General features: G+C 56.9%; 12 protein-coding genes. 5 read left to right on the top strand and 7 right to left on the bottom strand.

Annotation, left to right across the window (positions count from 1 at the left end):
- Nucleotides 1-53: 53 nt before the first annotated feature.
- Genes ACRZ96_RS03975 through ACRZ96_RS03965 form a run of 3 tightly spaced genes read right to left on the bottom strand, consistent with a single transcriptional unit; the run spans nucleotide 54 to nucleotide 2,678 of the window.
- Nucleotides 54-1,010 (bottom strand): site-specific tyrosine recombinase XerD, encoded by a 957-nt coding sequence (locus ACRZ96_RS03975; RefSeq protein WP_170563074.1) that lies wholly within the window; start codon nucleotides 1,008-1,010, stop codon nucleotides 54-56.
- A 2-nt stretch (nucleotides 1,011-1,012) separates the two neighbouring features.
- Entirely contained in the window at nucleotides 1,013-2,539 is a 1,527-nt protein-coding gene (locus tag ACRZ96_RS03970; protein WP_480704622.1) for a hypothetical protein, read from the bottom strand.
- Nucleotides 2,529-2,678: a hypothetical protein gene (locus tag ACRZ96_RS03965; protein ID WP_170393309.1), complete on the bottom strand. Its 150-nt coding sequence runs from the start codon at nucleotides 2,676-2,678 to the stop codon at nucleotides 2,529-2,531. The genes ACRZ96_RS03970 and ACRZ96_RS03965 overlap by 11 nt, the downstream gene beginning before the upstream one ends.
- Before the next feature lie 79 nt (nucleotides 2,679-2,757).
- Between ACRZ96_RS03965 and ACRZ96_RS03960 the strand changes: the two genes are divergently transcribed.
- Together ACRZ96_RS03960 and aroB are read left to right on the top strand one after the other, a co-directional pair.
- Complete coding sequence (locus tag ACRZ96_RS03960) at nucleotides 2,758-3,345, top strand: shikimate kinase (protein WP_170393308.1); 588 nt, start codon at nucleotides 2,758-2,760, stop codon at nucleotides 3,343-3,345.
- The gene (gene aroB / locus ACRZ96_RS03955; RefSeq protein ID WP_480704625.1) at nucleotides 3,345-4,457 is read left to right on the top strand and encodes a 3-dehydroquinate synthase; all 1,113 of its coding nucleotides are present in this window, start codon (nucleotides 3,345-3,347) and stop codon (nucleotides 4,455-4,457) included. The genes ACRZ96_RS03960 and aroB overlap by 1 nt, the downstream gene beginning before the upstream one ends.
- A 3-nt stretch (nucleotides 4,458-4,460) precedes the next feature.
- Here aroB and ACRZ96_RS03950 read toward each other — a convergent pair whose 3' ends face one another.
- Nucleotides 4,461-5,531 carry a site-2 protease family protein gene (locus ACRZ96_RS03950; RefSeq protein ID WP_480704627.1) on the bottom strand — a complete coding sequence of 357 codons (1,071 nt, stop codon included), beginning with the start codon at nucleotides 5,529-5,531 and terminating at the stop codon, nucleotides 4,461-4,463.
- Nucleotides 5,532-5,549: 18 nt separating this feature from the next.
- The gene (ssb, locus tag ACRZ96_RS03945; protein ID WP_170393305.1) at nucleotides 5,550-6,035 is read right to left on the bottom strand and encodes a single-stranded DNA-binding protein; all 486 of its coding nucleotides are present in this window, start codon (nucleotides 6,033-6,035) and stop codon (nucleotides 5,550-5,552) included.
- A 207-nt stretch (nucleotides 6,036-6,242) separates the two neighbouring features.
- Between ssb and ACRZ96_RS03940 the strand changes: the two genes are divergently transcribed.
- The 3 genes from ACRZ96_RS03940 (at nucleotide 6,243) to ACRZ96_RS03930 (ending at nucleotide 8,988) form a co-directional block, all read left to right on the top strand.
- Entirely contained in the window at nucleotides 6,243-6,821 is a 579-nt protein-coding gene (locus ACRZ96_RS03940) for a lytic transglycosylase domain-containing protein (protein WP_170405293.1), read from the top strand.
- Between the two features lie 87 nt (nucleotides 6,822-6,908).
- Nucleotides 6,909-7,871: a LuxR C-terminal-related transcriptional regulator gene (locus ACRZ96_RS03935; protein WP_170405297.1), complete on the top strand. Its 963-nt coding sequence runs from the start codon at nucleotides 6,909-6,911 to the stop codon at nucleotides 7,869-7,871.
- Between the two features lie 130 nt (nucleotides 7,872-8,001).
- A complete protein-coding gene (locus tag ACRZ96_RS03930; RefSeq protein WP_170510750.1) occupies nucleotides 8,002-8,988 on the top strand; it encodes an MBL fold metallo-hydrolase in 987 nt (328 codons plus the stop codon).
- A 114-nt stretch (nucleotides 8,989-9,102) separates the two neighbouring features.
- Here the strand turns inward: ACRZ96_RS03930 and ACRZ96_RS03925 are convergent, their stop codons facing one another.
- Together ACRZ96_RS03925 and ACRZ96_RS03920 are read right to left on the bottom strand one after the other, a co-directional pair.
- Nucleotides 9,103-11,190 (bottom strand): dipeptide ABC transporter ATP-binding protein, encoded by a 2,088-nt coding sequence (locus ACRZ96_RS03925; protein ID WP_170393301.1) that lies wholly within the window; start codon nucleotides 11,188-11,190, stop codon nucleotides 9,103-9,105.
- 93 nt (nucleotides 11,191-11,283) lie between these two features.
- A complete protein-coding gene (locus ACRZ96_RS03920; protein ID WP_480569394.1) occupies nucleotides 11,284-12,747 on the bottom strand; it encodes an ABC transporter permease in 1,464 nt (487 codons plus the stop codon).
- Between the last annotated feature and the right edge of the window lie 9 nt (nucleotides 12,748-12,756).

Genomic DNA, 12,756 nt, shown 5'->3' with positions numbered 1-12,756 from the left:
TTGTTCGTGTTGCTGCATTCGTTATGGGGGTGCGGGCCCGGCCAATCAAGGGGTTAGCCCTGATCTGAGGTGTCGTCTTTGGCCAGCGGGTGGTGTTCCAACACCAGTTCCGACAGGCGTTCATCCAGAACATGCGTATAGATCTCGGTCGTCGCCACATCTGCATGGCCCAACAGCGTCTGGATCGAGCGCAAATCCGCGCCATTGGCCAGCAGGTGCGTCGCAAACGCATGGCGCAGCGTGTGAGGTGTGACTTTTTCAGGCGAAACACCGCCTTCGATCGCCAGTTCCTTGACCAGCAGAAAGAAGCGATGCCGCGTCAGGTGACCGGATTTCCCGCGCGACGGGAACAGGAAACGCGACGCTTGTCCTCCCTTGGAAACGGCTTTTTCCTCGGCCGCATCGCGGGCTTGCAGCCAGTCTGCCAACGCCTCGCGGGCAGGGGGGGACAGCGGAACCATCCGCTCTTTCCCGCCTTTGCCGAGGACCAGCAGCATGCGGGGATCACCTCTGGCTGAACTGACCGGCAGCGACACCAGTTCTGTCACCCGCATCCCCGTCGCATAGAGCAGTTCCATCAGGCACGTGTTGCGAATTTTGTCTGCGTCGGAACGACCCGTGCGCCGCGCTGCTGCAAGCAGGCGGTCAACTTCGGGCACGTCCAGTGTCTTAGGCAATCGCTTGGGGCGCCCTGGTCCCTTGATCTGGATGGCCGGGTTGCTTTCGCGCCAGCCTTCTTCGAAAGCAAATCGATACAATTGTTTGATCGCCGACAACCGCCGTGCCCTTGTCGAGCGCGACAGGCCCTGCGCATCGCAATCGATCAGGTAACCTTCGATCCGATCGCGATCCGCTTCGGAAAAGCCCGATTTCCGACGCGTCAACCAATCAGAGAAATCTTTCAGATCCCGGCCATAGGCGAGCAGGGTGTTGGTGGCAGCGCCAAGCTCGGCAGCTTGTGCTTCGAGGAAGGTGGAAATCCACAGCTCCTGAGACGCGGGCGCGGTCATGCTCAAGCCCCGTTCAAGATCATCAACTGCAACGCGGCCCGACGTGCGGTGTCTTCAAGACCCACGCGGCGGAACGCAGCGATTGCAGCGGTCAGGTCGACCAGATTGCCGCGCGCGCCATGGGCGAACAATTGCATCGTTTCCAGAATGGCTTCGCCCAATTGATCGTTACTCAGCAGCCCGTCGATATCCGAAGGGATGGGCGCGGACCAGGCAAAGCCCTGCGAAATGGCATCCGCCAAAGGGGTTGGCGACGGCGCGCGTTGCGGATCGCCCTGTGCCAGGGCGGCCAGAAACATGTTGGTCTCTGAACTATCAGGCACGTTTTGCGCCGCGTCTTCATAAAGCTCGGACAACAGAAGAATACGCCACCTCAGATTCTCGGCAGCCGGACCAGACAGTTTGATTGCAGCCAGGCGCGGGGCAAAGAGTTCGGCAAACGGAACTTCAAGCCCGACTGACTTCATCTGGGCCCAAACCTCAATTAAAGTCTTGGAAACCGCATCGGGATTTCCGGTTCCCAATGCGGTTTCGAACCGTTGGATGGCAGCCACGCGATCCCACACGGCGCCCGAAGCAGCCGGCGAACGTTCGGTATATAGGCCAAGCAACTGATTGGGTGTCAGCGCCCCAATCCGCGTCAATCGTTCAGCAGCTTCGACCTGGGCTTTCCAGCCCGCCACATCGCGCAGATCGGCATTGGCGAACGCCCGTGGCAGTGAAGCCGTGGGCAAACGTTCACCAATGGCCTCGAACAGACGGAACGTAAGCGGATTCGGGTCGTCGGGCTGAGGAAGATACTCAGCCCCTTCGAACAATTCCGGGCTGAGAAAGCGATCGAGCAACGCAAGCTGGTCCTCGGGCAGCACCTGCAGCGCATGAGCGGCTTCGAGCGTCAGCGCGGCTGAGGCCCAATCTCCACGACGGGCCTTGCAGAATATTTGCGCTGCGTAATCCCGAGACAAATTCGGCTGCGCGATCAGCGCCGTACAACTCCGGTCTTCGTCACCCGTCAGCAAAGTTGCATCGAACCAGCGTTTGAAACGAGCTTGCGTATCGGTCGGACCGGCCAGCTGAACCAGAGATTGTACCGGATCGGATGCGCCCAATTGCATAAGGCGGTCCAGTCGCGCCATCAGCAATTTGTCTTCTGCCTGTCCTCCGCTCGGGGGACGTGCCTCGGAAAGGAGCAGGGTGAACAGCAGCCGTTGCATAGCGGGGTTGGACTTGACCCGCACCTGCGCGATCAGTTCCGCCAGACGATCCGCATCGCTGTTCTGCCACAAGTTGACTGGCAGACCCGTGACGGAAGAGGCCACCAAACCCAACGGAGGCGACAGCGCCTCAAGCGGGGTGACCTGCACGTCCGGCTGTAACCCTGTCTGGGTGACAGGTGGCTCTAATAGCACTGTGCCCGGCAGATTCTCAGGCGGGTCGGTCAGCCAGTCGATGATCGACAAGGGCTCCGTCGATTGTGCCTGCGCAGTTCCGGCCAGAAAAAGCGCCAGAAGAGTGGTTCTAGTCGGCATTCAAGATGACCGGTTCGCGGACTTCACTTTGAGGAGCGGAAAAGTCCGCACCAAAAAACGGCCCGACATAGGCATACCCAACCAGCCCGATGAAACACAGGCAGATGAGGTAAATCAGGAACTTGATTAAACGGCCCATGGGTGAACGCTGCCTCAATTTGCGCTTTTGCCCAAGTTATAACTAGCATTTTTCTTAAGATCACGTCATTCACGACGAAATGAGCGAAATTAAGCATAACACGGTGCGTTCCGACACAGCCGCGCAGTTTCAACTGCACAAAACCGTCGTTTTGGTCGGAATGATGGGGGCTGGAAAGACTGCGGTGGGCCGGGCTCTGGCGGCTCGGCTCGGCGTTCCCTTTCTCGATAGCGATTCCGAGATCGAATCGGCAGCCAACATGACCATCCCCGAGATATTTGCCCGCGATGGTGAGGCGTTCTTTCGCAGCAAGGAAAGTCAGATCATCGGGCGGCTTCTGGACGAGGAAAAAGGCATTCTGTCGACTGGAGGCGGCGCGTTTCTGGCAGAAGGCAATCGAAAAATGATCTCAGATCGTGGTGCATCTGTGTGGTTGCGGGCCGATCTGAACGTGTTGTGGAATCGCGTCAAACATAAAGACACGCGCCCATTGCTGCGTACGGCAGACCCGTATGCAACGTTGCGTGGTTTGTACGAGGCGCGCGTGCCGATCTATGAACAGGCCGATCTGGTGGCTGACTCAGATGGCGAAACCGCAATCGAAGATATGGTGGATCGGGTGATTGCCGCATTGGTGACGCGCCCGGATATATTGGAACGAATTTAATGCATCAAACCGTACATGTTGATTTGGCCGAGCGTTCTTATGATGTAGAGATCGGCCCCGGCCTTTTGGCGCAATCAGGGGAACGGATTGCCCCGCTTCTAAAGCGCCCACGCGTTGCCGTTCTGACCGATGAAACGGTCGCGGGAATGCATCTGGACGCCCTGCGCGATGGTCTGGCCTCAGCCGGGATCGAGATGACCGCGCTGGCGCTTCCGGCGGGTGAGGCGACCAAAAGCTGGCCGCATTTTGAGCGCGCTGTGGAATGGTTGCTGGCGGAAAAGGTTGAACGGAACGACATCGTCGTTGCGCTAGGAGGGGGTGTGATCGGTGATCTGGCGGGATTTGCTGCAGCAGTGATGCGGCGCGGGGTGCGCTTTGTTCAGATACCGACCTCGCTGCTGGCACAGGTCGACAGCTCGGTTGGCGGCAAGACCGGGATCAACGCGCCACAGGGCAAGAACCTGATTGGAGCGTTTCACCAGCCGTCACTGGTGTTGGCCGACACGGACGTGCTGGGTACGTTACAGACGCGGGACTTTCTCGCCGGATATGGCGAAGTCGTCAAATATGGACTGTTGGGCGATGCCCAGTTCTTTGAGTGGCTTGAAGATAACGGGCCTCTGTTAGCATCCGGCGACATGGCTGCGCGCGTGCAGGCCGTCACACGCTCGGTTCAGATGAAGGCCGATATCGTGGCACGCGACGAGACCGAGCAGGGCGACCGGGCGCTGCTCAATCTGGGTCATACTTTCTGCCACGCGCTTGAGGCTGCAACCGATTATTCTGATCGATTGCTGCACGGTGAAGGTGTCGCCATCGGCTGTGCGCTGGCGTTTGAAACTTCTTCTCGGCTGGGGCTTTGCCCGCAAGAAGATCCAAGCCGTGTCAGGGCGCATTTGCGCGCCATGGGCATGAAGACTGATCTGGCCGATATTCCGGGTGAACTGCCGGATGCAGAAACACTGGTCGATCTGATGGCGCAGGACAAAAAGGTCGTGGATGGCCAGTTGCGTTTCATTATGGCACGAGGCATCGGGCAGGCATTCGTCACTTCAGAAGTGCCGCGCGAGACAGTGGTCTCGGTGCTTGATGATGCGCTGGCCGCCTGCTGAGATTCAGCGCCCCTGGATTACCATCAGCTCGCCGATGTTTTCGCGGGTGATATAGCCAACCATGTGTCCCGATTTGGTGCATACAGCAATTGCGGGTGCACCTTTATGCAGGCCATTCAGAACTTGGTCCAATCCGCTGGTGAGTGCGACTTGTGGTATGTTCTTATCCATAATCGACGCTGCAGGCTCGGATCGGGGATGGTCGCTTGCTAACGCTGCGAACAGTCGGTCACGGGTGACAAAACCCAAAAGGCTGCCATCCTCGGCCAAGACGGGAAACTCGTGCTGGGTCGTATGAATGACCGCTTGAGCCGCCGTCGCCAACGTATCATCGGGCGACAACGCCTTGAACTCGGTGATCATCGCATCCCGGGCCTTCACACGCCGCGCAACCGAACGTAGTGCAACGTCCTGGTTTTCGGAATTCGCGGCAATGAAGACAAATACGGCGATCAGAACCAGGATCGGGTTGCCAGAGGTCAGCCCCAGAAAACCAAGCCCGACCGCTACGATCTGACCGCCAAGGGCGGCGATCCGCGTGGCCTTGGCACGTTCCATCTTCATACATAGCAAGGCGCGGAATACACGCCCGCCGTCCATCGGAAATGCCGGGATCATGTTGAAGGCCGCCAGCAGCAGATTCACATAGGCCAGACCGCTCAATAGGTTCGTGCCTGCCGAGTCGATCTGGGCCAGCGATCCAAGTTGTATCCCCGCGCCTAAAACCACAAGGATGGCCCAGATGACGACGTTTACGGCCGGGCCTGCTAAGGCGACCCAAACCTCCTGCATCGGTTTTTCTGGCATCCGCTCAAGACGTGCCAGTCCACCGATTGGCAGCAAAGTGATATCAGGGGTGCGAATGCCGTATCGCCTTGCCATGAGCGCGTGACCGAATTCATGCGCGACGACACAGGCAAACAAAGCCAGAACGAACAGGATGTTGTTGAGCGCAGCGGGCCAACCACCGCTGGAATACGCTGCAAAACCAACCCAGGCGAGCAGCAGGAAGAAGGTGACATGGACCCTCAGTTCCGAGCCGAGCAATCGGCCAAGTGAGAAGGACCATGCCATGTTGTTTCTCCGTTTGGTTTAGAACGGAATCTCGTCGTCATCGATGCCGCCGGATGCAGGGGCAGGGGCGCTGGACTGGCCGCCATAGGGATCACCATAGCCTCCTCCGGCCTGACCACCGCCATAGCCACCACCGCCGCCACCGCCTTCACCGCGGGCATCCAGCATAGTCAGCTCGCTGCGGTAAGGGCGCAGGACAACCTCAGTCGAATAGCGATCCTGCCCCGACTGATCCTGCCACTTGCGGGTCTCTAACTGGCCCTCGACATAGACTTTGCTGCCTTTACGCAAATACTGCTCGGCAACGCGAACCAGAGGTTCCGAAAAGATGGCGACTGTGTGCCATTGGGTTCGATCCCGACGCTCACCAGTGTTGCGGTCTTTCCATGTCTCTGACGTTGCGATGCGCAGGTTGCACACCTTACCACCGTTCTGGAACGACCGCACCTCGGGGTCGGCACCGAGATTGCCGATCAGAATGACCTTGTTGACTGAACCCGCCATATATTCCCTCGTTTTACTCTGACTGGATGGCGCCCGAATCTGGCGCTGTATTCTGGTGCTGACCCTATACGGGCTACGACTTGGTTGAAACATGATTGATCGTGCAACGCTGAGCAGGAAAACATTAGGACTGTCTTAACCAAGCTTTCATTTCCGGCTGATTTAACTATAATCTGATTGGTTGTTGAGGGTGCAGGATTGGCATTAATGCGTTTTCTGGTCGGTGGTATCTCGGTATTGGGTCTTTGTCTGACGTCGTTCGCGACGCAGGCAGAAACGCTGTCCACCAAGAATCGCAAGGCGATATTCCTCAAGCAATCCAAGGTTTTGGATAATCGGGCCGCTACGCAATATCGCGGCTCTGAACGGCTTAAACCCAAGACCGAGCGTGGGAAATTCGTCAAGCGTTACACTGGTAACTATCGGGGCCAGTATCTCGATCATGCCAGAAAAGCAGCGCGGCAACATAATGTGCCGGAAGAACTTTTCCTGCGACTTGTTCAACAAGAAAGCGGGTGGAACCCGAATGCCAAATCCCACAAAGGGGCGTTGGGTCTTGCGCAACTGATGCCCCAGACCGCGCGGCTGCTTGGCGTCAATCCGCACGATCCGATCCAGAATCTGGAGGGTGGTGCGCGTTATCTTTCCTGGCAATACCGCAAGTTCAAGTCCTGGCGCCTTGCACTGGCAGCTTACAATGCAGGGCCCAAAGCAGTTGAAAAGCACGGCGGAATTCCACCCTACAAGGAAACCCAGAACTACGTAAAAGTGATCTGGGGGGGCTAGCTGCGCCGCAGCGTGTCTGTTTCTTGATCTACCGCCAAACGCTGTCCTAGTCTGATTGGATAACTTTTCGGACTGGTGCGAATTGCGATGATCCAAGATCGACCCAACATACCGCCCGAAACAATGGCGAACTGGCAGCGTTTGGTCGACCTTGTTTCGCAGCTGGCCGATGTGCCCGCCACTTTGATCATGAAGACCGAAGCGCCGGATCATGCGGTTCTGATCACATCGGATCATCCAGAAAACCCATACCCGGTCGGCATGAATTTTCGACTGAACCCGAAGCTCTATTGTCAGGGCGTTCTGGAACGCGACGGCGAATTTGTTGTCGAGGACGCAACCTGTGACCCGGCCTGGAGCGACAATGAGGACATGGAGCATGGCATGTCCTTCTATATCGGTTTTCCGCTGAAGTGGCCGGATGGTTCGGTATTCGGAACAATCTGCGTCTTGGACCGTCACCGCAATCGCCGGGCCTTGTTGTTTCGTGAAGGTTTGGCACAGTTTGCGCGCATGGTTGAATCGGATTTGGCTTTGATCCAAGAGGTTTACCTGCGCCGAGCGCTGGAAGTGAAGTTGAATGAAACTCTGGCGCAACTGGAGCACCGCGTCGCGGCGAGGACGCGGGAGCTGCAGGAAACAAACACGGCGCTACGGGTGCTGTTGACCAGTTTGGACGACGATCGGAAAGACCGGGATCAGGATATCGTAGATCAGGTTCGCACGATGGTGTTGCCTTATCTGGACAAGTTGCGCGGGCTATTGACCGAAGGCGACGCCTCGCAAGTTTATCTGGAACTGGCCGAGCGTAATCTGCAAGAGATTACTTCAATGATTTCCGACAAACTATCGGATGCGTTTTCGGTCATGACGCCGACCGAGATCGAAATTGCTCAGCTGGTCATGTCGGGCAAAACCACGAAAGATATCGCCCGGGCCATGTCGCGCGAAACTTCTACAATTGATTTTCATCGGAATAATATTCGTCGAAAACTTGGCCTCGAAGGCCGTGACCAGAACTTGCGAAGCCATCTTTTGTCGATTTCGTGATTTCTGAATATGGGGATTTCCCCCATATTACCCCCCGATTTTTCTGATCTGAGCAACCTGTGCCACGCGCGCTAGGTTGGTCGCAAGGGTGCGGACCAAGCCGGGCCTTTTCAACTCGGGAGGATAAAAAATGGATCGCAAAGATCTGAAACCCACAATTCTAAACGGAGAACGCGACACATTGGCAACTGGTCTGTCGCGTCGATCGTTCTTTATGGCTGCCGGGGCCGCCGGTGTCGGTGCAGGGGCCTCACTGCTGGGTAGCAAACCGGCCGAGGCGCAATCGCAGGCTTGGCTGCAGCCTGGCAACAATAACCATGTAATCGATCTACAGGGCTCGACTGGTCAGGCAAGTACGGGAGCGGTTGGAATCGATTATTACGGTCACTGCGCGATCAAAATTACCTCCCCAAACGGAGCGACCGTATTGTTTGATCCTTGGCGCGATGATCCCTCCGGCGCATGGGGCCTGTGGTTCCGCAACGAGTTCCCGCAGATCCCAGTTGATATCACCATGTCCACTCATGCTCATTTTGACCATGACGCTATCGAGCGACCAAGTTCCACAATGGTTTTAGACAGGATGGCGGGCAATTTTGAATTTGCTGATCTTAAGATCACAGGTTTTGCTGACAAACATGCCTGCGTTGCGCCGGGTTGGTACGAATGGACCAACGCCTTGGCCGAGTTTGGCGCGGAAGCTTGTCCGCCCAACAACGTCGGACATATGGACATGGTGGTCTACCTTGTCGAAACCGGAGGCATTCGCACCTTGATCTGGGGCGACAACCGCCACAATCCGCCTCAGGAGTTCTGGGATGCTATAGGACAGGTAGACGTGCTGACTTTGCCCGTCGACGGATCGGAACACATCCTTAGCTTCGATCAGGGCAATGATATTGTCGCCAAGCTCAAGCCCAAGATCATCATCCCGACGCACTACCTCAATGAGGTTACGTCATACACGCTTACGACGCTGCAGGCCGCAGACGATTGGGTCAAAAGCCAGCAGAGTTACAAGATGCTCGACAGCGCCAGTCTAAAACTGGAAGCCGGAGATGTGGCGGGTATGAATCAGGAGTTCATGCACTTCGGCAACAACGTGATGACGGGCTGATTACAATCAGAAACTGCCACTCACCCACGACCTGCGTCGCCTGTCTCCCCACTAAACGTGACGCAAATTGAAAGGGCCGGTTTTGACCGGCCCTTTTCTTTCGTTTGCGCGGATCTATTCGGCCGCAATCTTGATAACCGGCTCCATTTTGGCCAGAATGTCTTCGGCAAGGTGACATTTCACCTGATGACCATCCGCAAGTGTTTGCACCGGGGGCACATGGGATTCGCATCGCCCATCCGGCACTTCTGATTTCCAGCGACAGCGTGTTTGGAATGGGCAACCCGGCGGCGGGTTCATGGCCGAGGGGATATCGCCCTCAAGCACGATGTGCTGTTTTTCGATCGATGTGTCCGCGATTGGAACCGCACTTAGCAATGCCTCAGTGTAGGGATGATAGGGTGGGCTAAAGACCTGATCGGTGGTGCCCAGTTCAACCACATGCCCCAGATACATCACCATCACACGGTCACTGAGATAGCGTACGATTGAAAGGTCGTGACTGATGAACAGCAGCGTGGTTTTGTGCTCGCGCTGAATTTCCATCAACAGGTCTGTAACGGCAGCTTGTACGGATACGTCCAGCGCCGAAACCGGTTCATCCGCAACCACGATCCGTGCATCACCGGCAAAGGCGCGGGCGATACCGACGCGCTGCTTCTGACCGCCTGATAGCTGGCGTGGCATCCTGTCCGCGAAGGCGCGGGGCAATTTCACGAGATCCAGCAGTTCCAGCATCCGCTTCTTGCGATCGGCCTCGGAGTCACCGACACCAAAGATTTCCAGCGCCCGGATGATTTGACGGCCTACGGTCATCGACGGGTTCAGCGTGTCGAACGGGTTCTGAAACACCATCTGCACTTCGCCAACGGTCTTGGCGTCGCGTTCTTCGATGGGCACGTCCTCGATATTGCGATTGTCCAGCAGGATCTGCCCGTCGGTGGCCGTTTCCAGCCCCATCAAGACCTTCGCAAAGGTGGATTTGCCGCAACCGGATTCGCCGACAATGGCAAGCGTCTCGGATTCATGCGCTTCAAAGCTTAGCGTCTCATTGGCCTTGACCACTTTGGTCTCACCACCGCCGAACAATGCATTCGCAGCCACCTCATAGTATTTCTTGAGGTTGTCCATTTTCAGAACAGTCCGGCCAATCTCGCCTTTCTCTTTCTGTTCACCAACGGTGATTGGCGCGTTCCAGTCGATTTCCTGGAATTTCAAGCATCGCGTGTGGTGTCGGTCGTTGCCCGGTACCGCCTCCATCAGGATATCCTTGGCGTCACAGCGACCTTCTTCGAAATAGTCGCAGCGCGGACCAAAGTTACAGCCCGGAGGCCGCTCATGGGGCAGGGGAAAGTTCCCAGGTATGGCCACCAGCGGGCGCGAGTTCTTGTCGGCGCCCGGCAGCGGGATCGAGCGGAACAGCGCTTGCGTATACGGGTGCTGCATTTCGTCGAATACATCCTTGATCGAGCCACGCTCGACGGCCTCACCTGAATACATCACGCAAAGCCGGTCGCAGGTTTCCAGCACCAGACCCAGATTGTGCGAGATGAACAGCATCGAGGTGCCGTATTTCTTGCCCAGATCCTTGACCAACTCGACCACGGCGGCCTCGACCGTCACGTCCAGAGCGGTTGTTGGCTCATCCAAGATCAACAAGGCAGGTTTCGACATCAGCGCCATCGCAATCACGATCCGCTGCTGCTGACCGCCTGACAGCTGATGCGGGAACGAGTTCAGCATCCGCTCAGGGTCGGGCAGGCGTACATCGGTGACCACTTCCAACGCACGAGCATAGGCCTCTTCGGCACCAACGCCCTCATGAATCATTGGCACTTCCATCAGCTGTTTGCCGATCTTCATCGCCGGGTTCAGCGAGGCCATCGGCTCCTGATAGATCATCGCGATTTCATTGCCACGAATGTCGCGCAGCTCTTCGGTGGTCATCTCGCCCAAATCGCGGCCTTTGAACTTGATCGAGCCGCCAACGATGCGCCCGTTCTTGCCCAGATCCTGCATGACACCCAGCGCCACGGTAGATTTCCCACAACCTGATTCACCCACCAAACCGACGGCTTCGCCGGGTTGCACACTGACCGAGAAATCCATCACGGCAGGGATCTCACGAAGGCGGGTAAAGAAGGAAATCGAAAGCTTGTCGATCTCCAGGATTGGCCCGTCATAATCCGCCAGTTTGTTCATCTTATTACTCCTCGCGAGAGTCCGGGGGTTCCCCTTCATCTGGCTAAAAATATCTCGGGGGTCCGGGGGCAGAGCCCCCGGCCTCGATCACAATCAGTCCTTCAGACTTTCTTCGCGCAGACCATCCGCCAGCAGGTTCAAGCCAAGAACCAGCGACAGCAATGCCAGCGCGGGCGGCAGTGCGGGATGTAGATAGATCGACAGAAGCTTGCGCCCCTCGTTGATCGTCGAGCCCCAGTCGGGGCTTTCCGGTGGCAGCCCCAGCCCGAAGAAACCCAAGGTTCCAAGCAGGATGGTCGTGTAGCCGATGCGCAGGCAGAAATCGACGATCAGCGGGCCACGCGCGTTGGGCAGGATTTCCCACAGCATGATGTACCATGGACCCTCGCCGCGCGTTTGGGCCGCAGCCACATAGTCGCGAGTTTTGATGTCCAGCGCCAGTCCGCGTACGATGCGGAACACGGTCGGAGAGTTCACGAAGACCACCGAGACGAACACCACCAGAATACCGCCTGGAATATCGAACAGATCAAGGTAGGTCGGCAGACCCCAGATGCGGTAGCTGTCGGTGTTGATGATGTAGCCACCGGTCGAAATCAGCGACAGGTAGAGCCAGAGCGCAACACCCAGAACGCCGATCAACAAAGGCGTTCGAAAACTGGGACGCGTATAGAAACGCGAATTCAGCAGAACGCCGAGGAAGATGATCGGGAACACGAATAGGATCGCCGCCATATAGTTCGGCACGCCGGTCGCTACGATCTCGGGCGTGACCAAAAGGTAGAACAGCAAGATAACGGGAAAAGCCAGGATCAGGTTCGCGAGGAATGACAGGAGCGTATCCAGACGCCCGCCATAGTAGCCTGCGGGTAAACCCAGAGTGATACCGACCATGAAGGCAAACATCGTCGCCAGCGGCGCGATCTGCACGACGATCCAAGCACCTTTAACCATACGGCTAAAGACGTCGCGCGCGAGGTTATCTCCACCCAGCAAATACCAAGCGTATTGACCGTCCTCCAGATTGGGAAGCGGGGTGCCCGGCACCTTGTTCTTCATACCCGAGACCTGCGATAGGGGATCGTGGGTTACGATCAGATCGAGTGCGCCAAATATGCCGGTGAACACCCAGAACATCACAAGGCCAAAGCCGATCATCCCAATGGGGCTGTCGAACAGCTTGCCATAAAGGCCCAGCTTGCGCTTGAACGCAATCGACATCGCATAAAGGATGATCAGCGACAGCCAGACGGGCAGAAACTGCTGAGAGATAGCGCCGATGATGCCAGCACTGGTCCCCATCAGGATGCCAAGGACAATGTACGCCACCGCGATTCCCACACTTGCCAAAAAGCTATAGCGCAGCGCCGATTGTATCAGGATTCTCAGGCCAGAGCTCGAAATGAGCGTCCCATCGGCATTCACAATCATCTGATCTTCGGGCAGCACGATACTTGCCAGCATCCAGACAACGATGGACAAAAGCATCAGTCCCAACGCAATCATCAACAGCGGGTTCAGGAAGGCGATAGAGCCGGTCCAGGTAAGTGGTTCCATGATCTATCC

This window comes from Ruegeria sp. CF1 (assembly GCF_056537445.1).
This window is presented reverse-complemented; position numbering and strand designations above follow the sequence as displayed.

Bases quoted from the DNA above. Each gene is read 5' to 3' on its own strand.
- ACRZ96_RS03975 (WP_170563074.1), bottom strand. From the start codon at position 1,010: ATGACCGCGCCCGCGTCTCAGGAGCTGTGGATTTCCACCTTCCTCGAA.
- ACRZ96_RS03970 (WP_480704622.1), bottom strand. From the start codon at position 2,539: ATGCCGACTAGAACCACTCTTCTGGCGCTTTTTCTGGCCGGAACTGCG.
- ACRZ96_RS03965 (WP_170393309.1), bottom strand. From the start codon at position 2,678: ATGGGCCGTTTAATCAAGTTCCTGATTTACCTCATCTGCCTGTGTTTC.
- ACRZ96_RS03960 (WP_170393308.1), top strand. From the start codon at position 2,758: ATGAGCGAAATTAAGCATAACACGGTGCGTTCCGACACAGCCGCGCAG.
- aroB (WP_480704625.1), top strand. From the start codon at position 3,345: ATGCATCAAACCGTACATGTTGATTTGGCCGAGCGTTCTTATGATGTA.
- ACRZ96_RS03950 (WP_480704627.1), bottom strand. From the start codon at position 5,531: ATGGCATGGTCCTTCTCACTTGGCCGATTGCTCGGCTCGGAACTGAGG.
- ssb (WP_170393305.1), bottom strand. From the start codon at position 6,035: ATGGCGGGTTCAGTCAACAAGGTCATTCTGATCGGCAATCTCGGTGCC.
- ACRZ96_RS03940 (WP_170405293.1), top strand. From the start codon at position 6,243: ATGCGTTTTCTGGTCGGTGGTATCTCGGTATTGGGTCTTTGTCTGACG.
- ACRZ96_RS03935 (WP_170405297.1), top strand. From the start codon at position 6,909: ATGATCCAAGATCGACCCAACATACCGCCCGAAACAATGGCGAACTGG.
- ACRZ96_RS03930 (WP_170510750.1), top strand. From the start codon at position 8,002: ATGGATCGCAAAGATCTGAAACCCACAATTCTAAACGGAGAACGCGAC.
- ACRZ96_RS03925 (WP_170393301.1), bottom strand. From the start codon at position 11,190: ATGAACAAACTGGCGGATTATGACGGGCCAATCCTGGAGATCGACAAG.
- ACRZ96_RS03920 (WP_480569394.1), bottom strand. From the start codon at position 12,747: ATGGAACCACTTACCTGGACCGGCTCTATCGCCTTCCTGAACCCGCTG.